At 59.6% G+C, this 22,464-nt stretch carries 18 protein-coding genes; 9 read left to right on the plus strand and 9 right to left on the minus strand.

What is annotated here, in order from left to right; all coding sequences use genetic code 11:
• Nucleotides 1–101 precede the first annotated feature (101 nt).
• Nucleotides 102–737 (plus strand): thymidine kinase, encoded by a 636-nt coding sequence (locus H1B37_RS34780; RefSeq protein WP_286177955.1) that lies wholly within the window; start codon nt 102–104, stop codon nt 735–737.
• Nucleotides 643–3,138 (plus strand): DNA gyrase subunit B, encoded by a 2,496-nt coding sequence (locus tag H1B37_RS20465; protein WP_286177956.1) that lies wholly within the window; start codon nt 643–645, stop codon nt 3,136–3,138. Before H1B37_RS34780 ends, H1B37_RS20465 begins: the two co-directional genes overlap by 95 nt.
• 338 nt (nt 3,139–3,476) lie before the next feature.
• Here H1B37_RS20465 and H1B37_RS20470 read toward each other — a convergent pair whose 3' ends face one another.
• The 3 genes from H1B37_RS20470 to H1B37_RS20480 form a co-directional block, all read right to left on the minus strand.
• A complete protein-coding gene (locus H1B37_RS20470; protein ID WP_182868513.1) occupies nt 3,477–4,340 on the minus strand; it encodes a hypothetical protein in 864 nt (287 codons plus the stop codon).
• 176 nt (nt 4,341–4,516) lie between these two features.
• Nucleotides 4,517–6,796, minus strand: coding sequence for a CRTAC1 family protein (locus tag H1B37_RS20475; protein ID WP_182868514.1), 2,280 nt, complete (start codon nt 6,794–6,796; stop codon nt 4,517–4,519).
• An 8-nt stretch (nt 6,797–6,804) separates the two neighbouring features.
• A complete protein-coding gene (locus H1B37_RS20480; RefSeq protein ID WP_182868515.1) occupies nt 6,805–9,804 on the minus strand; it encodes an FG-GAP-like repeat-containing protein in 3,000 nt (999 codons plus the stop codon).
• 514 nt (nt 9,805–10,318) lie between these two features.
• Between H1B37_RS20480 and H1B37_RS20485 the strand changes: the two genes are divergently transcribed.
• The 5 genes from H1B37_RS20485 (at nt 10,319) to H1B37_RS20505 (ending at nt 15,452) form a co-directional block, all read left to right on the plus strand.
• Nucleotides 10,319–11,587 (plus strand): DUF1559 domain-containing protein, encoded by a 1,269-nt coding sequence (locus H1B37_RS20485; protein ID WP_182868516.1) that lies wholly within the window; start codon nt 10,319–10,321, stop codon nt 11,585–11,587.
• A 178-nt stretch (nt 11,588–11,765) separates the two neighbouring features.
• Nucleotides 11,766–11,948, plus strand: a complete 183-nt coding sequence (locus H1B37_RS20490) for a hypothetical protein (protein WP_182868573.1) — start codon at nt 11,766–11,768, stop codon at nt 11,946–11,948.
• A 125-nt stretch (nt 11,949–12,073) separates the two neighbouring features.
• Nucleotides 12,074–13,225: a multiheme c-type cytochrome gene (locus H1B37_RS20495; RefSeq protein WP_182868517.1), complete on the plus strand. Its 1,152-nt coding sequence runs from the start codon at nt 12,074–12,076 to the stop codon at nt 13,223–13,225.
• Complete coding sequence (locus tag H1B37_RS20500; RefSeq protein ID WP_182868518.1) at nt 13,222–14,658, plus strand: tetratricopeptide repeat protein; 1,437 nt, start codon at nt 13,222–13,224, stop codon at nt 14,656–14,658. Before H1B37_RS20495 ends, H1B37_RS20500 begins: the two co-directional genes overlap by 4 nt.
• Nucleotides 14,659–15,047: 389 nt before the next feature.
• The gene (locus H1B37_RS20505) at nt 15,048–15,452 is read left to right on the plus strand and encodes a DUF2784 domain-containing protein (RefSeq protein WP_182868519.1); all 405 of its coding nucleotides are present in this window, start codon (nt 15,048–15,050) and stop codon (nt 15,450–15,452) included.
• Nucleotides 15,453–15,464: 12 nt separating this feature from the next.
• On the opposite strand, the gene H1B37_RS20510 is transcribed toward H1B37_RS20505, so the two are convergent.
• A complete protein-coding gene (locus tag H1B37_RS20510; protein ID WP_182868520.1) occupies nt 15,465–16,172 on the minus strand; it encodes a CPBP family intramembrane glutamic endopeptidase in 708 nt (235 codons plus the stop codon).
• On the minus strand, nt 16,169–17,347 hold the full coding sequence (locus H1B37_RS20515) for a ribonuclease D (RefSeq protein WP_182868521.1): 1,179 nt from the start codon (nt 17,345–17,347) through the stop codon (nt 16,169–16,171). Before H1B37_RS20515 ends, H1B37_RS20510 begins: the two co-directional genes overlap by 4 nt.
• 127 nt (nt 17,348–17,474) lie before the next feature.
• Here H1B37_RS20515 and H1B37_RS20520 point away from each other — a divergent pair, with 127 nt between their 5' ends.
• Nucleotides 17,475–18,248, plus strand: a complete 774-nt coding sequence (locus H1B37_RS20520) for a (5-formylfuran-3-yl)methyl phosphate synthase (protein WP_182868522.1) — start codon at nt 17,475–17,477, stop codon at nt 18,246–18,248.
• Nucleotides 18,249–18,375: 127 nt separating this feature from the next.
• On the opposite strand, the gene H1B37_RS20525 is transcribed toward H1B37_RS20520, so the two are convergent.
• Nucleotides 18,376–18,603 carry a hypothetical protein gene (locus tag H1B37_RS20525; RefSeq protein WP_147870208.1) on the minus strand — a complete coding sequence of 76 codons (228 nt, stop codon included), beginning with the start codon at nt 18,601–18,603 and terminating at the stop codon, nt 18,376–18,378.
• A 223-nt stretch (nt 18,604–18,826) separates the two neighbouring features.
• Here H1B37_RS20525 and H1B37_RS20530 point away from each other — a divergent pair, with 223 nt between their 5' ends.
• Nucleotides 18,827–19,753, plus strand: a complete 927-nt coding sequence (locus H1B37_RS20530; RefSeq protein ID WP_286177957.1) for a TraB/GumN family protein — start codon at nt 18,827–18,829, stop codon at nt 19,751–19,753.
• A 176-nt stretch (nt 19,754–19,929) separates the two neighbouring features.
• On the opposite strand, the gene H1B37_RS20535 is transcribed toward H1B37_RS20530, so the two are convergent.
• From H1B37_RS20535 to H1B37_RS20545, 3 genes are all read right to left on the minus strand, one after another.
• Nucleotides 19,930–20,616: a lysophospholipid acyltransferase family protein gene (locus H1B37_RS20535; RefSeq protein WP_182868523.1), complete on the minus strand. Its 687-nt coding sequence runs from the start codon at nt 20,614–20,616 to the stop codon at nt 19,930–19,932.
• A 112-nt stretch (nt 20,617–20,728) separates the two neighbouring features.
• Complete coding sequence (locus H1B37_RS20540) at nt 20,729–21,031, minus strand: hypothetical protein (protein WP_182868524.1); 303 nt, start codon at nt 21,029–21,031, stop codon at nt 20,729–20,731.
• 574 nt (nt 21,032–21,605) lie between these two features.
• A complete protein-coding gene (locus H1B37_RS20545; RefSeq protein WP_182868525.1) occupies nt 21,606–22,460 on the minus strand; it encodes a lysophospholipid acyltransferase family protein in 855 nt (284 codons plus the stop codon).
• Nucleotides 22,461–22,464 lie beyond the last annotated feature (4 nt).

Genomic DNA, 22,464 nt, shown 5'->3' on the forward strand with positions numbered 1-22,464 from the left:
GTGTGTTGGGGGGGGATACGTCTCAGACGCGGGCAGAGCGAAATTCTAAGGATTGACGGACCGGGCGTAAGTCTTGGCCGAAAAATAAGTGGTGCCGGCGGATGGCCTATGGGTTGAGGACCGATTTCCAAGGCAACTTGTTCACCGGCAGCGAGGTTTCGTTGGCCTGGGCCGACACGCTGACCGAAATCAAGGCGATTTGCCATTGCGGACGCAAGGCGACGATGGTGCTGCGGATCGATGATTCGCGCTGCCATCGGTGGGCCTTTTCGATTCCCCCCTGCCCCCTGACCTCTATCCCAGCCGCCCTAGCTCAAGAAAAAAAGCTCCCCGCCGGCGCGAATGAAACGCAAAACCGACTGATTATCCCAGAGCTCAACAACCACCCGGCCGGCAACCCGGACGCCTCGCGAAAGTCGCCCGGGAATGTTAGAATTCCGCATTCTGCCGCAAGCGGTTCTGGGATGACCAGGATTGGGAAACATCCCTCGAAATGCGGCCTACTTTTACGCCCCGTTTCAGGTCTCAATGAGCGACGCCCCCTCTTCAGATCTCCCGGAATCCGACGCCCCCGAATCGCAGGAAGCGGCCTCCCAGGAAACCGGTTCGGACGCAGCGAGCCCCGACGTTCCGGTCTCCTCGATGCCCGCCGCGAACCAGAAATACACCGACGAAGACCTGAAACACCTTTCGGACTTGGATCACGTCCGCAAGCGTCCGGGGATGTACATCGGTGACACGTCCACGCGCGGTTTGCACCACTTGGTCTATGAAGTCGTCGACAATTCGATCGACGAAGCGATGGCGGGGTTCGCCAGCAAGGTGTCCGTCGTCGTCCACACCGACGGCAGCGTGACGGTCGAAGACGACGGCCGCGGCATCCCGGTGACCAAGCACCAAGAGCTTTCGGCCGAATTGGATCGCGAGGTCAGCACGCTCGAAGGCGTGATGACGGTCCTGAAATTCGGCGGCAAGTTCGAAAAAGGTGCCTACCAAACCTCCGGCGGTCTGCATGGTGTCGGCGTCACCGTCGTCAATTTCCTCAGCCAGTGGGCCGAAGCCGAAGTCAGCCGAGACGGGTTCACCTGGACCCAAGAGTACGAACGCGGCGTCGCCACCGGGCCGGTCAAGAAAGGGCGCACGACCAGCAAGACCGGCACCCGCACCACGTTCAAGGCCGACGCACAAATCTTCTCGGTCACCAAGTACAGCTTCGACACCCTCTACAAACGACTCCAAGAACTCGCGTTTCTCAACAGCGGCGTGCGGATCACGTTCCTGGACGAACGCAACGGCGAAGGCGGTGATTTCAAATACGAACGCGGGATCACCGAGTTTGTCGAGCACCTCAACCGCGCCAGCGATCCGCTGCACAGTGACGTGATTTCAATCGTCGGCGAAAAAGACGGCTGCCAGTACGAAATCGCACTGCAGTACAGCACCGAGTACACCGAGAACGTCCAATCCTACGTCAACAACATTCACACCATCGAAGGCGGAACGCACGTGTCCGGATTTCGATCGGCGCTGACACGGACGCTGAACAACTACGGCAAGAAAGAAAACCTGCTCAAAAATGCCACCCTGGGCGGAGACGATATCCGCGAAGGCATCACCGCGGTGATCAGCGTGCGCGTGCCGCACCCTCAGTTCGAAGGCCAAACGAAAACCAAACTTGGCAACAGTGAAGTCGAAGGCATCGTCAGCGGCGGCGTCGGCGAACAGCTGGCAAAATACCTGGAAGAAAATCCGCGCGTCGCCAAATCGATCGTCCGCAAAGGATTGCTCGCCTCCGAAGCACGCGAGGCAGCTCGCAAGGCCAAGGATCTGCTGCGAAAACGCAAAGACGCCCTCGGCGGCGGCGGGCTGCCCGGCAAGCTCCGGGATTGCATCAGCAAAGAAATGGAACGCTGCGAACTGTACCTGGTCGAAGGTGACTCGGCAGGCGGATCGGCCGAAGGCGGGCGAATGCGCGACTTCCAGGCCATCCTGCCGCTACGCGGTAAGATCATCAACGCCTACAAGAGCCGCGAAGACAAGGTGCTGGCCAACGAAGAAGTACGCTCGATGATCCAGGCGATCGGGACCGGCATCGGCGGCGATCAAGACATCTCCAAACGCCGCTACAACAAAATCGTGGTCATGACCGACGCCGACGTCGATGGCAGCCACATCCGCACGCTGTTGCTGTGCTTCTTCTATCGCCAAATGTACCAGTTGGTCGCCGACGGTCACGTCTACGTCGCCCAGCCGCCGTTGTTCCGTGTCACCCACGGCCGTAATCGCTACTACGTCCAGACCGACGAAGAGATGAAGAGCCAGTTGCTCGAACGCGGTCTGAAGGACACCGTCTTTGAAGCCGAAGACGGGCGACGCGTCGAAGGCGACGACATGCGAAAACTGTGCAGCTCGCTCGCCTCCATGGAAGACGCGATCCTGGCTCTCGAGCGACGCGGCGTCAGCCTTCGCGCCCACGCCGAACGCATCGACCCGGTCACCAACAAACTGCCCTCGTGGTTGCTGACCTACGGCAACGAAGAACACTGGTTCCACAGCACCGACGAAGTCGAAACGCATCTCAACGAGCACAATCTGGTGCTCGATGACGAGGCGGCCGCCGAGCAAGAAGCCGAATCGGACGACACCGCTGCGGCCGACGCCCAGGCCGCGGCGACGCCAGCCGAAGACGCCGAACCGGCGAAGTCAATCGCCCACTTGGCCGAACTGCACGAGGTGCGGACGATCAACAGCGGGCTCAAGGAACTGGCCGAACTGGTGTTCTCCTTGGAAGACCTGATTCCCGCCGACCGAACCGGGATGACCACACCCCGTTTCGAATTGGTCCGCGGCGAAGACATCCGCCGACCGATGGCCGATCTCCGCGAATTGTTGCCCGAAGTCCGAGCGGCCGGTGAAAAGGGCCTACAAGTGACCCGCTTTAAAGGGCTGGGCGAAATGAACGCCGAAGAACTTCGCGAAACCACGCTCGATCCGGCCAACCGAACGCTGGTCAAAGTCAACATGAAGGACGCCGGGGCGGCCGACGAAATGTTCCGCCTGTTGATGGGCGACAAAGTCGAACCGCGCCGCGAATTCATCGAAAAGCACGCCCTGGACGTCCGTAACCTGGACGTCTAGCGGAACACACCCGTAGCGGAACTCGCCAAGAGTTTCGGTTGCGGCATCGAATCGCTGCTCCTACTGGCCCGACGCGCAACAGGTCGCGCGTTTTTGGGGAATTCACCCTCCTGGCAGGGAAGGTCGAGCGCAGCGGGGGGCATAGGCGCCAAGTTAGGACTTCACCCTCCCAGAGGGAGGGTGAAGGCTTAAACGCCTGTTAAATCAGAGGTTAAAAACCTCGCTCACGCGTCGCGTCTCGCATCGGCACCCTGCATCGGGATTAATCAAATAAGCCGCCAACTGTTTTGCGGCGTCTCGACGCGAAACTGTCAGCCTCCGAGCAACACGACCAAGCACTACGGCCGACGTGCGGTCCGAACGACACTGTCGATCAGCTGCTCGGTCATCCGGGCCCGGTATTCCATCATGCTGTTGGGCCCCTGGAACCCGACCACCGTCTCGTCCCAGTTGAGTTCCTTGCTGATCATGTGGCCGGCGTCCAGATCGAACTTGATCGTGCCGTTGCTGAGCTGCTGGACCACTTGGGCACGGACGGATTCTTCGTCGATCGGCGTCAGCGGTTCGCTGCGGACCGAGAGCGTCGCAACGCCCGATTTTACTTTCTCCAACGTGTACAGCTCGCGGATCTTGATCGGCTTGACCAGCCCGTCTTCGGTACGTGTTTTGATCTCACGGGGGATCGACCATGAATCTCCGATCGCGATCGCTTCTTCGGGCAGCGCCAGCGACAGCGATCCCATGCCCAGCGAGGCTTTGCTGCCGCCGTTGTCTTCACGATCGGTTTCCTGGCCGCGGGGATTGATCGTCACGGTCGAGAGCGTCTTGCCGATCTGTTCGGCGACCTTGGAAAATACACGCGGCGGTTCCTCACCGGATCGGCTGGACCAACGGATCTCGTCTTTGTCGCCTTGTTGCTGAGTCATTTCGACGGAATCGACGACGTGATTGAACGTCATTTCCTCGCCTTCGACGCCGACGACATCCCAATGGCGATTGCTGACGGTGTGAACCTGCGAGATCTCTTCGTCGCCCTTCAGCCGGGTCTTGGTCTTGGCCACATGCGTGACTTCGTAGCTCAGTTTTTGCCCGCCGGAAAGCGAGTAGCGCAGCAGGTACTTATCGGGGGCATCATCGGCGGCGGTGGCAAAGTGGGCGTTGGCGGCGACGACAAAGGCGACGGCGAGGCAAAGGCGGGTCACGGTTTCGGTCTCCATACACTGAAATCGGGTCAGAAACGACCGTGAAACTCGCAGAATCCATCCGCGGTCGCAAGGCTGATTGCGACGGTCTGCCCTCGAAGGGCAAACGCCCGCGGCCCGGCTCAGCTTGGTGCACCGGTCGCGGCGTTGGTGGGTGGCTCGTGATTGGCGAGACGTTATCGGTCGCCGGCGTGGTGATGATGGTGCGAGTGACCTGAAGTGGGCGGCGGCGACTTGGAGAACGTCACCTTTGGGTAGGGCAGCGATTCGAATTCGGAACGGCCTTCGGTGATGCGGAGGCATTGGTCTGCCGGGACGTTTTCGAACACTTGGGTGGTGCCAGTCGTTGGCCAGCGGATTTCGATGCGATCGATTTGGTCGTGTTGGCCCAAGCCGATGTGCTGTCGCAGCGGATTGCCGCCGAAGCTGCCGCCGCTGTTGACCCAACGGTAGACCGATCGCGTCGCCGAGTTGTTTTTCAAATCGACGCGGATTCGGGCACCGATCGCACAGGCATTGGATTGGCGTCCGACCAGTTTGATCACGATCCAGTGGTTCTCGAAGCCGGGGTTTTCGAACAGTGCGTCACCATAGGCGTCACCGGCAAACCAGCCGCCGAGTTCATGAAAGACGTCTTGGTCGCCATCGTTGTCCAGATCCGCTATCGCGACCCCGTGACCTTTTTGAAGATGGCCGAATCCGCCCGCGGTCGTCACGTTCAGGAACCTACGGCCGCCATCATTTCGAAACATTTGGTTGGGCACCAGGGCGTCGAAATCAGGAAAGCCGGTTCCCAAATAAAAATCCAGGAATCCGTCGTTGTCCAAATCGCCGAAGTTGGACCCCATCGGCTGGGTGGCCCGGCGCAGGTTCATCTGCTCGGCGACTTCGACGAACCCGCCCTTGCCGTCGCCTTGGTACAGGCAATCCATTTCGGTGCCGTGGGGCAGGTTCATGAAGTCGGCGGCGACCGGATCGACGCTCTGCGAAAAACTGGCGACGAACAGGTCTAGTGCCCCGTCGTTATTGAAATCCCAAAACCAGGTCGGAAAACTGTCCTGCGGCCCGGTCACGCCTCGTGGGCCGGCGACCTCTTCAAAGCGGCCGTTGCCCAGATTGCGAAACAGCCGGTTGGGGCCATTCAAATTAGACACATAGAGATCGGGGAAACGATCGGCATCGAAGTCGCCCCAGATGACGCCTTTGGTGAACCCGCCGTCGGCGACACCGGCTTTTGCGGCGACGTCGACAAACGTCCCGTCCGACTGATTCTCAAACAGTTGGTTGGCAAAGCCTTCGTTGCCGACGTACAGATCCAGGTCGCCGTCGTTGTCATAGTCGGCCCAGCAAGCCGTTTGCGTCGGATAGTGTTCGTCGCCCAGCCCGGCGTCAAACGTCACATCGCGAAAATGGCCGTGACCGTCATTGCGCAGCAGCGAGTTGGGGTGACGCCCGGCATCACCCAGCCAACCGCCACGCAGCACCAGGATGTCCAAGTTGCCATCATTGTCATAGTCGGCGTGGATCAGATTCAGTCCTCCGTAGATACCCGTCAGCCCCGCCCGCTCGGTCCAGTCGCTGAACGTTCCGTCGCCATCGTTGTGGAACATGCGAATCTGGTCCGCCGGACTCCACGATGAAACCACGATGTCCAGAAACCCGTCATCATCAAAATCATCGGTGATCACGCCGCCGGCAAGGCTGAAAGTATCCAGACCCAGATTCGACCCGCAGTCGATGAACCGGGGGAACGGCTGTTCCGACTCGAACGCTTCCGGCGGAATCAAAAACGATGGCGGGACATCGTCGGGATAGCGACCGAGGGCCATGTAGGAAAGGTTCAGCAACCATCGCGACGGCAGGTGCCCGGGCTGTGACTCCAAGACACGCGAAAAGTATGCGATCGCGCGAGTGGCTTGCTCGGGATCGACATGCACGCCGTCTTCGCGGATCGGGAAAATGCAGCTCCCGGCGCTGTGGGCCTGAATGCAGTTGTCGTTTTCGGCTTTACGAAGATGCGACACGCCGATGGAAAAGAACAGTTTGTCGAACACACTTTGCGGCACGCCGGCTTGGCGAAGGTGTTCGAACGCCGCCTTCTGTTCTTCGATCCCCAGGGTCGTGTTCCCTAGAAACACGTTCTTGGTCCCGATTTCAAACATCAACGCCCCACGCATCGCATGGGCATGCTGCGGCTGGGCGGCCAGTTGACGTTTCAAATCGACCAGATCAGCGTCCCCGAGGAAGTAATTGTCTTGGGGAATCCGCGACTTGATTTGTTCCAGCACGCTCAGCATGCGGTCATGGGCACTTTCCCATTGTTGGGCTTCGGGGCGCGCCGGCCGGGATTCATCGGTGGCGTTTCGATCGCAACCGACGCCCATCGCCAATGCAAGCGTGAGGCAAGCGATCAGCGGCCGAGGGTTGGGAGGGACAATCGAGAATCTGTTTCGCATACCGTAGATTACCGACCGAGAGACATCTTGGTTGCCGCGTCCTGGCCTTGGATGATCAAGTAGCGGGCGCCCGCGTCCAGGGTGCCGATCGAGTCGATCGAACCGTCGGGCCAAAACACTTGGACGTCGTTCACTTTGTCCGACGATCCCACACCGGCACGCAGGATCCGTTCGTTGCTGCACAGGTACCCGTCGCCGGACAGGCACCACAACGACCGGGTCCGTCCATCATGTGAAAAACGCAACACCGCGCCGGTCGCATCGCGGGAACAGGTTGTTCCGACCAAGCGAAATGAGACGCGATGGTTCTCGTCTGCGGTGCGGTTGACCAGCAGTCGTACTTGTTCGCGGGTGTGGGTCACCATCAAATCGTTTCGGTCGTCGGCGTTGATGTCGACGGTCCACAATGCGCGGCCGACATGTGGGTGTGCAAAGTAGTCGCCCCACCCGTCATCATCGACGACATCAAATCGCCCGTCGGCTTGGCGACGAAACAGTTGGAACGGTTGTTCGTAGGCATAATCGCCGTCATCGAATTCTCCGATGTGGCCGTTGGTCACCACGATCTCGTCGATTCCATCATCGTCCAGATCGATTGCTTCGGTTCCGAATCCCACGACCGGCAGCGTCGGTTTCAACAATCCGACGGTGATCGTCATGTCACTCCAGCAACCCGGGGCGGTCTGTTCGTAATAAATGTTGTGCTCGTTCGCGAAACCGGTCACATAGAAATCCAGGTCGCCATCGCCATCAAAATCGCTAGCCGCGATACCCATCGATGCTTGGGGACGCGTGCCGCCATCGACGGCCACTCCCCGTGCCACCGCGCTTTGTACCAACTTGCCGGTTTCGGAATCGGTGTGCGCAAAGAACTCGTTGGGGGACATGTCGTTGGCGAGCAGGACCCCGACTTCGTCACGCAACAGGGCGCCCGCCAAAATGCCCATCGTTCGACCGGGCGTGGTGTTGCCGATCAACCGTTGCGTTTGATCGTGGAACCGGCCTTCGCGACTGGCCAGGTACAACTCATTGGCCTGGGCTTGGAATCGGAGCGGATGGCAGGTTCCCATTTCACCCGATTCGTTGGGACAGGGGCGATCGGGGGCTCCGTCGGTCGTGCAGTAGTTGCCGACGACCAGATCCGCGATGCCGTCTTGATTGAGATCGATGAATGCGGCGCAAGTCGTCCAGCGCGGCGGTCGGCGATCGTTCAAAAGGTCGCTGCAATCCGCAAACGTCCCGTCGCCGTTGTTGCGCAGCAATCGATTGCGTCCCAGATTGGCCAAGAACACATCGGGGAAACCATCTTCGTTAAAGTCGCCGACACAACACCCTTGGCCAAAGTCCGTGTCCGCGAACCTTGCTGCGGCCGAGACAGACTGCAGCTTGCTGCCAAGGTTGCGCATCAGCACGTTGGAGTTGGAATCGGATTTCAGCATCGTCCCGCCGGCCCCCAACACGATCACATCGCAACGACCGTCAAGGTCGAAATCGATCGCCCCGCCACCGGCGCCGGTCGAACGTGTCAGCGCGCCGCGGCGCTCGTCGTGGGGGTCGCTTCCGATGCCGACGTCCACCAGTCCCCATGACGCACTCTCTTCACTCATCCGCAACGGAACACTCGATGGACCATGGAGAGACCCGGCAACGGCCGCAGCGATAACGTCACCTTCATTGTCGTTGCGGGCATCGGGCGTGGGCGCCGGCAAGTGCGACAGATCGATCCACAACTCGGGATTCCAGGTGGTCGATTGCCAGTTTTGATCCCGCTTTAGTTTTCCGACAATTTCGACGCGAGCCTCCGTAGCATTCTTCACCCCGTCGTCTTTTAAGTTCGTCGCGACGGCCGCCCACGCCTCGGCCTCCCAATTTCTGCCCAGCTGCGACAAGGCGTTGGCGATATCGATCGCGTTTCGCTGGCTGGCATGCCCGCTCCACACAAACGCGGTTAAGTGATCACGCATCGCCAGCAGATTCTCGATCCTGGCATCAATGGCCTCAAGCTGCTGTTTCCCCAGCGTGGGTGTCTGCGTGGTGTTACGACTTCGGCCCCGGCGAATCGAGCCCGCCAAACGAGTCCATGCGACACCGTTGTTCGGATCGCACCGCGTCGCTTCGTAGAACGCGCGGGCAGCCTGCGGGAGACGGTTTTGAGACTCAGCCCAGCTGCCCAAGGCGAGCCAATAGTACGCATCGTCGCGACAGTCGGCCGACACGCCGGCGGCCCACGCACCGATCTGCGAGAATTTGCCCTGCGCGGCGAGTGCGTAACCCAAAACGGCTTGGGCGGGCGCAAAATCAGCATGCCGATCCAAAATGTTGCGGCAAACCTCTTCCGCCACTTCGTATTCGCGATTGTCCATCGAATCAATCGCTTGCCCCAATCGGATCCGCAGGTCATCGGGATTCCGCTGAAGCAACAATTCCAGCATCGGCGCAGAAAACGTGCGGCGTTGGGCGTCGGTAAAAGCCACCAACAATTGCAGGTCAAAGTTTCGCGACCGAATCAGTGATTCGTAATGCGGATCGATCCGGTGATGGAGTTGAGCCTCTTTGAGAAATCCGACCAGTTTGACGCGCAGGGAACGATCTGACGGGTTCGCGTCGACGGCGTTCTCCAACAGTGCGATGACATCGTACAGTCGTCCGACTTCGATCAGCGCACGAATGGCTTGGTCGACCCGCAGCGGATCGTAGGTGTCGCGGCGTGCCGCTTCGACCATCAAGTCAACGGCTTGGGGCTTGCGTCCGGTCATCGCGGCCACCGTAGCCACTTCGGCTATCAAGTCCGCGTCATTGGGGTGGGCAATCAGCACGTGTTTGGTTTGTTCCCAAGCCAAATTCCAGTGGCCATCGGAAACCGCGCGACGCATTTCACTGACCGGATCCGACGTTTGTTCACCATCGGCGACGTGTTGCCGTGGCGAGTCGGTGGGCAGGTCGTCGCTGCAACCGGGCTGGAAGGCGAGTGTAACGATGACGCAAAGAAGTCGGAGTCGGCGAAACAAGGGATCAAGCCGTCATCAAAAAAACGCGATGGACAACACTCGTTCACTTCATCATGAAGCCCTTCGACCTGACACCGTCGGTCGATCGAAAACATTTCGCTTAGAATTGTACTAAAACCACACACGCGCGTTACGAGTGGTTATGTTACTTTTCTTGTGCATGCTAGCAGTGTGAGTTCGTTAGTCACTTCGACGCGTTCACGTTGCGTACAAAAGTAATCGAACCAATTGCCAAAAGATTCCGGAACCCTGAGAAGCGACCGGGGTTCAACGAAGGCGATTGATTCAAAGTCGTTGCCCGCCTGATGCCATCATCTCCGCGCTCCATTCATAGAATCGAGCCGGCACCCTACCTTTGGTTTTCGCCGGCCGCTGTTTTGGTGGTGTGGCATTGCAGTGATCAAGCGTTGAACGACGATCGATCGTGAATCGAATTTATCTTTTCGATTGATTCACGATCATCATCGTTTTCATTTTCGTTATCTCTTCCTTGTTCGTTTCACTGGAGCACAGCATGGTTCGAAAGCATGCGGCAGGACGTTCTGCCGGTTTTACTCTCGTTGAGTTATTGGTGGTCATTGCGATCATCGGCATTTTGGTCGGTCTCTTGTTACCGGCTGTTCAGGCGGCACGCGAAGCAGCTCGGCGGATGAGTTGCAGCAATAATTTCAAGCAACTCGGCTTGGCCATTCACAATTATCATTCCGCGTTCAAGCAGCTTCCTCCTTATGGCGGCGGAACGGGAAAGGGCCTGGAGACGCCACCGGCATGGTGGCGTGCCAGCAACACGGCAAACCGCAAAAGCCTGAGCATTTGGGTTCCGCTGACGCCCTATTTCGAACAGCAAGGATTGTGGGACCACATCTCTAATCGCAGCATCCAGACGGTCACCGGCGCCACGCCACCGGGACCGCTCAATTACTGGCCGGCGATGGGACCGAGCCCCAAGTCGTATTCGACCAACCCGGGCTACATTCCCTGGCAGTCGGAGATTCCGACGCTGCGTTGCCCGAGCGATGGTGGAACGGGATTGCCGGGCCGCGGACGAGTGAACTACGGAGCCTGTTTGGGCGATTCACCAAAGAATCAGATCATCTCGCACTTCGACACGGCTCAAATGGTCCCGACGACCAGTGCCGGGAACGCTCGCAATGCCAAGGCACTTCACCGCGGCATGTTCGCTCCGTACACCAAGTTTGCGTTTCGTGACGTCAAAGACGGGCTTTCCAACACAATCGCCTGTGGTGAGATTGTCTCTGACCAGGGCGACAAAGCGGTCAACGGATCGCTTTCATGGGACAACGGAGGCAACGGCGATGACCACTTCTTCAACCCGTTGCACTGCGTGGAATCGGGTGAGATCGATCCCGACCGGCCACGGTTCTGGTGCGATTCTCAAAGCACCGGTTGCACACCGCCGGTGCGTGTGGTCGTGAACGAAACCAATGGCCGCGGGATGAGTTGGGCGTCGGCGTTTCGGACGTCCATCCAGGCGGTCTTCACCGTCCGTCCGCCCAACAGCGAACTTTGTATCGGACAATGGGCGGACAACCTGGGCAACTTCTCGCCGAGTAGTTTCCACCAGGGCGGATGCCACGTCTTGATGGGCGATGGCGCGGTCACCTTCATCACCGACTCGATCGAGGCGGGCAATCAAAACGCACCGGGAATCTGGTATGACCAGAACCAGTCACGCCCCGGCGGTGAAAGCCCCTATGGATTGTGGGGCGCCTTGGGCAGCAAGGCCGCCAGCGAAGTGATCGATGAACAGCTGAACCAATAAGTTCTTCGGCACCATCGATGATGCATCCCGTCCCGTCTCAATCATTTCGATTTAGGCGGGACATCCATTGCATCAGATTCCCTTGCGATCGCTTCATTCTTGGCAAGGGACCTGATTGGCGCGTGAAGTGCACGCGTTCGAGTGTTTTTGATTACCAATACTTTATCAAGGTTCTAAAGTGAAAAAGTTCTTGATGGCATCCATCTGTATCCTTGGTTTCTGTCCCATCTTCGGTTGCGGAGGCTCGGGAGAGAACACCATCGTCGCGGCACCTGAAAATGAAGCTACGGATGACGTGCCCATGGAGGGGATGAGCGACGAAGAGTATGCTCGTGAGATGGAAAAGTCGATGCAGCAATAAGTGAGGCCTGCACGATTGATCTTGATTATCATGCCGACAGTTTGTGCCGGATTGCCGGGGATCATGATTCCCGGCAATCCGTTCAGCGCGGTTGATCTGTGGCCGCTGCAGTCGCACCGAACCAAATGATTCGATCTGGGAAACGTTTCCTGGCAATGATGCTGGCAGTGGCTTCGGGCTTCTGCTTCGTGATCGTGTGCGCCCGTTGTATCGCCGTGGATCAGGCTGCCGGGCATGCAAGTCGCGTTCGTCGATCGGAGGATAGCGGCTCAGCCGCGTCGGCAGGTGCGCCAACCTATGTCGGAAAACAAGTCTGTCGGGAATGTCACCCGCAGAATTTTGAGCTCCATCAACACTCCGGCCATGCGGACACGTTTTCTCGGTCCGTCGATTCGGAGATTGCAAAGAAGTTTGCCGGCAAAGCGCTCGATGCGGGAAACCCCTACGGTGTATTTCATTACGAGTGGGGTAGCGATGGGTTGCAAACGCGCCGTGCCGCAGGATTAAATCAAGATCCCTTTTCGCTTCAGTACGCCGTCGGTTCTGGCCGCAACGCGATGACGCTGCTGACACTGATCGACGACACGGAAGCGGATGCGGCAGGAATCGAACACCGGATTTCTTGGTTCGGTTCCCATGGCGATTTCGGCCTGACACCGGGTCACGTCGGCCTGACGCCCCAGAATGAAACGGAGTTGCTGGGAAACGTCGTGCGTGACAACAGCGTTCAGCAATGCGTTTATTGTCACACCACCACCGGCACGATCGTGGGCACGGAAATTGTCGATTTGGTTGCTGACGTGAACTGCGAAAAGTGTCACGGACCGGGCAGCGAACATGTCCAGCAAGCCAGACAATCCGAAACGCCGCCGCCGTTTTCGGTCGGCCGCGATCGCTGGGACTTCGAAGCGGAGTTGCAGCTGTGTGGTGATTGCCACCGATTGCCTCGCAACATCGATCCGGCCGCGCTGCGTGAGTATTCGGCCGAACTGCTGCGGTTCCAGCCCGTCGGCATGCTGCGAAGCGAGTGTTATCTGGAATCGGACGGTCAGTTCATGTGTTCGACCTGTCACAACCCACATCAGGATTCCAAGGCGAAATCAACAGCAGCCTACGAACAAGACTGTCTTGCCTGTCACCAGAGCGATTCGGACGCGCACGTCGCTTGCAGTGTTTCCCCGACCAGCGGCTGTATCGAATGCCATATGCCGGCGACGAAGTTTGAACAGGGGATGGTGTTTCACGATCATTGGATCCGCATCCGAGACGCCGAATGAGTGTGCTTCGTTTTCGCGACAGCTGTGATTGCCGACAGAGTCGGCCGATGCGCCCGGTGACTTGCACCGGCGTGATCGGCGGCATCGCCCTCGCGTTGGCGGTTTTGTCGGTTGGATGTGACCGCTCCGGCCATGACACGATCGAGGGTCTTTCCGACCCAGCCCCCGTTGTCGAGGAACCTCCGCCAGAGCCCTCGGCTTCGGAGCCAGAGTCAGCACCGGTCCAGCAGGAAGCTCCCATCGGACCGGCGGTCGAGCCAAATGATCCCCCGGTGGCGACGATCGTCGATCCCGCCAAGCATGCTGCCGAAGCGTTGCGCCGCGGCGACGTCGATGCGGCGTATCGGTACGCCCGCGAAGCGATGTTTCGAACCCCCGAAGATCCCCAGGTGATTTTCTTGATGGCCCGCGTGCTGGGGCAGCGCCAGCGTTTCCCCGAAGCGGTGCGGATGCTGGACCGCTTGGCCGAGACGCATCCCGAGACTCGGTTGCCCGGTTTGGGGCAATCGTCCGAGTGGCTGGTTTTGCACGGTGACTACGCCGGTGCGGAGTCACGACTGCGAACGATCCTGGATGAGGTGCCGACCATGGCGATGCCGCACCGGGCACTCGCGCGGCTGTTACTGGAATTGGGGCGACGCGGCGAAGCGGCCGATCATCTGCGTCGACTCTGTCGCATGGGGGACGTCAACGAATTGGAACTGGTCTCGTTGCTTCGCATGTCATCGCCATTGCCAGTCGGCAGCGCGATCGGGCCCTTTTCCGACTCGGCAGCCGTTTTGTCTTTGATCGGCGAGGGGCGACTGGAAGAAGCACGGCAGCGATTGTTGGCGATCGAGCAACCAGACGATCTGCAGCACGCGCTGCGGGGGCGATTGGCCGCGCTGCTTGGTGACAGCGACGCGTTGGCCGGTTGGCGCCCGCGGGAACAAACGCAACGTCATCGCGGGCACGTCGAGTTCGCGTTGGCGGCGAAGCAGATCGAGTCGGGCGACGACGAATCGGCGACGCGACACCTTTGCCGCGCCGTGATGCAAGACGCAACCGACGACCATGCCTATCGCATGCTCAGCGAGACGCTCGCGCGACTGGGGCGTGACGAAGCGGCCCGCGCCGCCACGCAACGCTGGAAGTGGATTCAGCGGACCCATCAAATCGCCGCGGAATTATATCAGTCACCCGGGGATCGTTTCGGTTTGATCGACGAATTGGTTCCGATCCTGGATCAGCTTCAACGACACGACGAATCGCTGGCGTGGCAGAGTATGCAGGTGATGCACGGGCAGGCGGTGCTGACGAAGCAGCAAGCGATCGAGCGGATGGAGCAGATCAACCGGCGCCGAAGGCAACTCAGTCAGTCCGGGGCGTTTGGTCCCGACGATTCATTCATTCGCTGCGGCGTGGATCTGGAATCGCTCTCGGCAGCTGAGTGATCACTGGGGAGCCCTGTCCAAATTTGGCAGCCGACCTGTGTAGCAACCAATGGATCCGTGAACCGTTGGCTGGCCTCCCCCATTTCTTTTCAAAAAAAATCCGAGCAACGCAATCCCTCAGCGTGGCTCGATCGTCTTTCTGTTGGGGAAACGCGGCGACGTAGACCTCATTTTCGGGCTTCGCCCGGGAATGGAAATGTCTAGTTTGACAGCGCCGCGTTTCGATCGATGCAAGCTCGAAACGCTAGCGAGAGAGTCACTTGCGTTCAGGCGCACTTGCTGGCGCCGCGTGCTTGTATTTGATTGCAACGCTCGGTGTGAGCGTGGATGGCCTTGGGGATCCACCTTCTGGCGAAGGTAGCTACGTTGATCTGGAAGTGAGGTGTGTGGTGATCTATCGGTATCTGGCTGACATCACGGTGGCGATCCACTTTGGCTACGTTGCGTTCGTGGTGGTGGGAGCGATCGCGACGCTGGTCGGTGCGATGCGGGGCTGGCGTTGGATTCGCAACCGCTGGTTTCGGGGTATCCATCTGGCGATGATCTTGGTCGTCGTGCTGGAGGCCTGGGTGGGCATGACGTGTCCGTTGACGACGCTGGAACAGGACTTTCGGTCGGCTGCCGGTGAGCAGACGTACCAGGGTGACTTCATCGCCAACTGGATGCACGAGGTGATGTTCTTTGACCTGGATCCCTGGGCCTTCACGGTCGGTTACACGTTGTTCGGCGCCCTGGTTGTCGCCAATTTAGTGTTCGTGCCGCCGCGCTGGCGGGGCGGGGATCAGGGGAGATGACAGGCTGGAAGCCTATCCCACGGATTCGGCGTCCAGCTCTCGTTTGGCGATCAGAAATTGGGCCGCATCATAAGCGGCATGGGTGACGATCGGGACCAACAGACTGTCGGTGGCGATCATTAGGGCGGCGAAGTAGATGCCCATCAGCGAGGCGACCAGCACGTAGAGTTTGGTGATCGGATGCAGCAACCCGAAACCGATCGAGGACACCAGGACGGCTGCGGCCAGCAGGCCGGGGACGGCCTCGCTGAAACTGTCGCCGACTTGGAACGGATTGGACAGTGGACCGTCGCTGCCGCCGGCCGCGGTCAACCAGGGCAACAGGCAGCCGCGAAAGGCCAGTTCTTCGCCGATCCCCGCACAGAGGCTGAGCGTCAGCAGTTCGCCGTGGGACAGTGACAGCAGGGCCTTCATCGTCGGCGCATCGCTGAGCCGTTTGATGGCGTCGATCGCGTCGTGCGGGATTTTCATCAGCAACGTGATCGCGATCAGCATCGGGATCGACGCGACCACGCCGATTCCCAATTCGACGGCGACACTTTTCCACGCCAGTTTGTCGATCCGCCCGAGGTAGGCTCGCGCGTCGATCCCCAGCAGCCAGGCGAGCAGCAGGCCGGCCAGGCCGATCGCCAGTTCAAATCCGCAGGCCCAGACGAACAAGAACTCGTCGGAGGCTTCTTCTTGGGGAGGCGTGTCTTCGTTCAATTCAATCCAGTTCAATCCAGTTCGACGAATTCCAGCGGTTGTTCCTTGCGAACGTTCGCAACCCGGATGGCCGCGTCACCGCTGAGTAGCTTGCGAAAGGTTTTTCCAACGATTTCACCGCGCCATCCGGTCAACAGCGCCGGCACCTGGTCTCCTTCCTTGGGATCCAATTCATAACCCAGCACTTCTTTGACGTCGTCGGCGTTGCCAACGATCGACGGCGCGAGTTTGTTTTGTCGACTGATGCAGGCCATCGAGGTCGAGAGGAACTGGCTGAGCATCGGCGAGATCACGCTGCGTGATTTTCGGGTCCGCCGCGGAAGCTGATCGTCCGGGACCTGCAACGCCGCCCGAATGGCCGCGGAAATGTCTTCGTAGTGGGCGCTGTACCCGCGCCAGTCCATGCCGCGGATGTTGCGGATTTTTTTGATGTCCGCCGAGCCGCGTTTGGCAAGCTCGACCATCAGATCGTCTCGCATCACCCGCCGCACCGGGCGGTCCAGCGTGGCGGCGCGTTGGTCGCGCCAGCGCCACAGGTGGCGGATGATTTCCAGCTGCCGCGGCGTCATCCCGGCACAACCGCTGACGCGTCGCCAATTCTCGCTGGTTTCTTGCTGAATGACCTTCCGCTGCCGGATCTCGGTTTCTTCTTCCAGCCAAACCATGCGACCGAGTTTCTCGATCGCCTCGCGCTGCGTCTGGTACATCGCTTGCAGATCCGTCACGTCCTGCAAGGCATAATTGAGCTGGTCGCGCGAGAGCGGCCGGTGCCGCCAATTGGTTCGTGATTCACCCTTGGCCAGCGTTTTGCCGGTCAGCCGATTGACCAGGTTTCCCAGCGAGATCGGGAATTCCATCCCGCTGAACCCGGCTGCCAGTTGGGTGTCAAAAAGCCCCTCGATCGGCCGGTTGGTGAATTGGAAACAAAATCGACATTCTTCACGGGCCGCGTGTGCGATCACCGTCCGTCCGGGTTGGACCAACAGATCCCAGAACGGCGCGGTGGTGTGCATCGCCAACGGGTCAATGATCGCCAATCGATCACCGGCGGCGACTTGAATGAGGCACAATTGTGGTCGATAGCGGTCTTCGGAAACAAACTCGGTGTCGAAGGCAATGATCGGCGCATCAGCCAGTTCATCGCAGAATTGACGAAGATCGCCGATCGCACTGATCGATTCGTATTCCAAGGGTCGTTAGACTCGCTGCATCAAAATGGGAGGGAGATTCGGCTTCGACTGCCAAAACGGCAACATCGGACAGTCTTTCGTGATCGGCCCACACTCTAACCGCCCGGCACCGGCGCGACCATCCTGCATGCCCACCAACACTCCCTCCGACGAGCCGATCGCGGCCCCGGAAACACCGTCCGCAATCGCCAAGCCGCAGTGGCTGGTCAGCGTCCGCAGCCTTGCCGAGGCCGAGCTGGCGGTTCGGTGCGACGTCGATATTTTAGACCTGAAAGAACCGCGCCGCGGCCCGCTGGCACCCGTTTCCGCCCAAGTTTGGCGACAGGTCGCCGACCATGTGGCGATGTTGCCGGCGGCACGATTGTCGGCGGCCTTGGGTGAATCCTGCGAAGCGACCGAGTTGGCCGATCAGGTGCCGCCGCGGTTCGCGTTCGCCAAAGCCGGCCCCAGCGGATGCGATCGCGACTCCCAACTCAGAAGACTGTGGGACAGGGTCCGAGGGCGGTTGCCGGGGCAGGTCGAATTGGTCGCCGTCGCTTATGCCGACCATCGTGCGGCGCGGTGCGTGGAGGCAGAGAGAATCGTGGCCTTGGCCGCCGCGAGCGGATTTCGCCGCGTGCTGCTGGACACGTTCGAAAAGAACGGGCGTTCAGCGATCGACGTTTTGGGACCGACGCGGTTGTCGCGTCTCGGCCGCCTGGCCCATCAGCAACGGTTGTGGTGGTCGCTGGCCGGTTCGATCACGCTGGGCGACGTCCAACGGCTGGGTGAGCTGATTCGGGATCGCGACGATCGCCCCGATTGTTATGCGGTCCGCGGGGGGGTGTGCGGCGGTGGACGCACCGGGACGTTGTGCGAGGCGAAGATGCGGCAGTGGCAACGGGCATTGCGGTCCAATTAAACTCGCTCCCTCTCAGAGACGGCGTTTGCGCAGCAAGCAAACGCCAGAGAGGGTCCGCGGCTTGCGAAAGCCTTGGGCGGCCTGATGCTTGAATCGTTTTCGATGAGTGAACAGCGCGATACAAGCCCTAGACCCAATCCAGTCCGGTCAGCTTTTGCAGACGCTCCTCGAAGTTGCCGATCAACCCCCCCACGAGCATCCACTCGCCTTTCTTCCGTAACTCGATCTCACCGAATCGGTTGATCCGAATGATCGAATCGCTGGTCACGCCGGCCTGATGCAGCTGCTTGAAATCGACTTCACCCTCGTTGACCACATCCAGCAACGTTTTTCCGGTCAGTTCAATGAATTCCATGGCTCCCTTCTCAGCCTGCGGCTGGACAATTGCGATCGACGCCCGCCCATTTTCTATGCGATCCACTTTCTAAGCAGTCGGCGGGGCTTCGACAAGCATAGTCAACAGTTGCCGCGTTCGCGATCGAGCGCTATGCTACAGGGGTAGATCGCTTGCCACCTCAAGCCGGTGGATGGTGAGCATCGAGCGAACCACCAGTCGCATCCAATCCAGGGCTTTACCCATGCGTTTGATCCTCTTCGCCTTCATCGTCGTCATCGCGCTAGCCAACGTGCTGCTCGAGTCGGCGGTCAGTGTGGCTCAGTCGGCGACGGCGGACACTCCGGTGACCGAATCGAAAACGTCCTCCGAGGATGCGGCCGACGAGTCCTACCTGCGGATCAAGAAAGACGAGAACGGGAAGAAGGTCGCGTTGCAAACGGCGATCGTGCGTTTCCACGGCAAGCCCGGCACGCGTTACGACGGTGCCATCGTTGACTTGGTCGGCGTCGTGCACATCGGTGAAAAAGCGTACTACAAGGATCTGAACCAGCGTCTGTCGAAATACGATTCGGTGCTGTACGAGTTGGTCGCCCCCGACGGCACGCGGATCCGTCCGGAGGATTTGAAGAAACGGCGGTCACTGGTCGCATCGATGCAGACCGGCATGAAGGACATGCTGGAACTGGAGTACCAGTTGGAACTGGTCGACTACATGGCCGAGAATTTCCGCCACGCGGACATGAGTCCGGAAGAGTTCAGCGAAGACTTGCAGCGACGCGGCGATAGCGTGTTGAAGATGATCGCGCGGATGATGGGCGCCGGCTTGGCCACGCAATCAAAGAACGGCGGTGATTTGGGCGTGTTGATGGCGCTGTTCAGCGACGACCGTTCCACCGCGATGAAAAATGCCATGGCCACCCAGTTGATCGACATGGAAGCGGTCACGGTCGGGTTGAACGACGCCAACGGCGAGAACACGCTGATCAAGGGACGCAACGCCAAGGCGTTCCAAGTCCTCCGCGAAGAGCTTGCCGCCGGCAAAGAAACGCTGGCCGTGTTCTACGGTGCCGGGCACCTGGCCGACATGGCCGAGCGGCTGGAAAAGGACTTCGGCATGAAAGCCGGCAAGACGACCTGGTTGAACGCCTGGGATCTGGCCGGTAAGTGAGCGCCGAGCCCTTCGGTAGCGGAAGCCGCGGAGGCTTTCGGTAGCGGAAGCCGCGGAGGCTTTCGGAACGTGGGCGGCTTCACCGCCGGGAGCGAAACTCTTGGCGAGTTCCGCTACCTACGGAGCGAAACTCTTGGCGAGTTCCGCTACGTAGTAGCGAGCGGAGGTCCACGCTGCTAAGCCGCCTGCTTCATCGCCGGTTCTTGCGGGATCGCGGCGTGGGCGATCGCTGCTTCCTTCGGATCATACTCGGCCTCCATCCGCAACAACGTGTCCTGGATGCGGCGCGTGAACTCCGCCACCGACTCTCCCTCACGCGGGTACATCGGATCGCCGAACACGCCGTCAATGCGGCAGAACGGAAGTGGGATTTGCGTGCGGTCCCAGGTCCGCGACAGCACGATTCGGCGTCGGGGGACCAACGACATCGGCAACACGGGCGCGCCCGTTTTTTGCGACAGCATCGCGATCCCAGGATTGACGACCCCGCGTGGTCCTTTGGGCCCGTCGACGGCCAAGCACGCCGGTTTGCCGCTGCAGACATGATTGACCATCGCTCGCAGCGCCGTCATCCCACCCTTGCGACGGGCACCACCACTGCCACGAATCGGAATCACCCCAAGCTTGTTGAGCGTCCGAGCGATCAAGTCACCGTCTTTACTGCGCGAAACCATCGCGCCGGCGCTTTCTTTTTCTTCGGCCAAGATGACCATCGCAATCTGGTGCCCGTGCAAGCCGGCGTAAACATACGGCTGGCCGTCGGCGCGCAAGCGATCTCGTGAATCGTTGATCGCGTTGACGCGACAGGTGGCGCGCAACAGTCGGATAAATCCCGTCACCAAGAAGGGCAGCACTCGATTCATTCCCAGATTCCGTTCCGTTTGCTGTCAATTCATTTCGCCGGGCGTGAAACTCGGCATGCACGTAGATAAGCTTGCCGGCGTTTGGAGACAAGATCGATTACGACGGAGTGGCTTATTCGCCGCCGGCGGGGTTTTCGATCCAGACCTGAAAACAGGGCGAACAGAGCAGGATTCTGCGGCGACAATGCACCTGGTTTTCCGCGTCGACCTGCGGCGTCGATTCGAGTTGTTTGATCACCCGCCCCCACTCGGCATCCATCTCGTCAGGATCGAGTGTTCCGGGGGAATCGAGAATCGGCGGCGAGGAGTCGACGGTGGCCTGTATGTCAATCTCATAGAACTCGCCCCGCCCGCCGATCAGTTCCTTCAGGCATCGATCGCACAGACCGGGCGGATCGGAATCGAATTCATCCATCACACAGGCTCGATTCGATGAGTGGAAGACGAGAGGGGCGTGCCGCGATGTCCAGTATAACCGATCGGCCTGCACGGCATGTGCGCTGCCGGGCACGCGGCGAACGAGCGGCAGCAGGGGAGTGGGGGAGTGGGGGAGTGGGGGAGTGGGGGAGTGGGGGAGTGAATGTTGGTCAAAAAATGGGGTGGTCAAAAAATGAAGGCGTCGGTCGGGCCTTGCCCGGACCGGGCAAATCCTCTCGCTGATTGTGAGTTTATCGTTCGTGGTTTTTCAGGGATTTCAATTTCGTCCAATTCTCTTGGAGGCAGCCGTTTGGCGCTGCACGGGGATCCAATCATTCTGCCATCCTTTTCCTGATCCCCACCGACGTGACAGGGCACGGCGGATCGGGAGCGGTAGGGAAATTTGGGAGGTAGGAAAATTGGGCCAATCGAACGGATGGTGCATCTCATCATTTTCTTACCCCCAAAATCTTCTTACCCGATCTCCGCGCCGGCCAAGAATACGGCCCGCTCGCGTGACCGACTGATTGCCGTTGAGTTTCCACCCCCGGCCGCCCCATCTTTTGACCAACTCATCTTTTGACCAACTCATCTTTCCCCTCACCTCCAGACTCCCGATCGACATCCTTCCACTGATCCAACCTGGATGCGATGAAGTTGACGATCGCTTGCTGTTGCTGGCTCCCGCGGCCTTCGATTTCCATCGGCTCACCGAACTCAAACCGCACCTTTTTGTCTGGACGGATCGGCCCCAGGTCTTTGATCCACGTCCCGTTCCCCCAGGCATCGGTCTTGAGCGCGATCGGCAGCACGGGGACTTTGGTTCGCGCCGCCAGTTTAACCCCGATCGTATTGAACGCTTCGGGATCAAAGGTCTCGCTGCGCGTCGTTTGGGGGAACACGACGATCGAGATGCCTTTGCCGAGTCGTTCGGCCCCCATGCTCATCACTTGCTTTAAATCTTCACGCGGGTTGTCTCGCGAGACCGCAATCGGATCGCGGGCGCGGAGGATGTGCCGAAAAACGGGATAGTCCATCAGGCTTTGTTTGACGACGAAGGTCACATCGCAGACCGGTTGGATGATCGCGGGCAGCACGATCGTTTCCAGCATGCTCATGTGATTGCCGACCAACACACAGGGTGTTGTCAGGTTTGCCAGGTGTTCCAGTCCGCTGATTTCGAATCGGACGCCGACCGATTCCAACGACCGCAGCACTTCGAAACTGGTTTGGCTCCACCGCAGGCTGTCGTACTGTCCTCGGCGAGCGACCGCGCTGGAACGGAACACATTGCCGAGGAACTGGCGGTAGAAGGTGAAGGTCGGAAACCGTGTTGAAAACCAGCCTGCCGGATGGGACTCGGTCAGGTAGCGTCCATCGATGTCGGCCAGCAATTCGTTGCAGTGTGGGGATTCATTTCCTGTCATGGCA

The sequence above is a fragment of the Stieleria mannarensis genome (assembly GCF_014154935.1).
GTDB lineage: Bacteria > Planctomycetota > Planctomycetia > Pirellulales > Pirellulaceae > Stieleria > Stieleria mannarensis.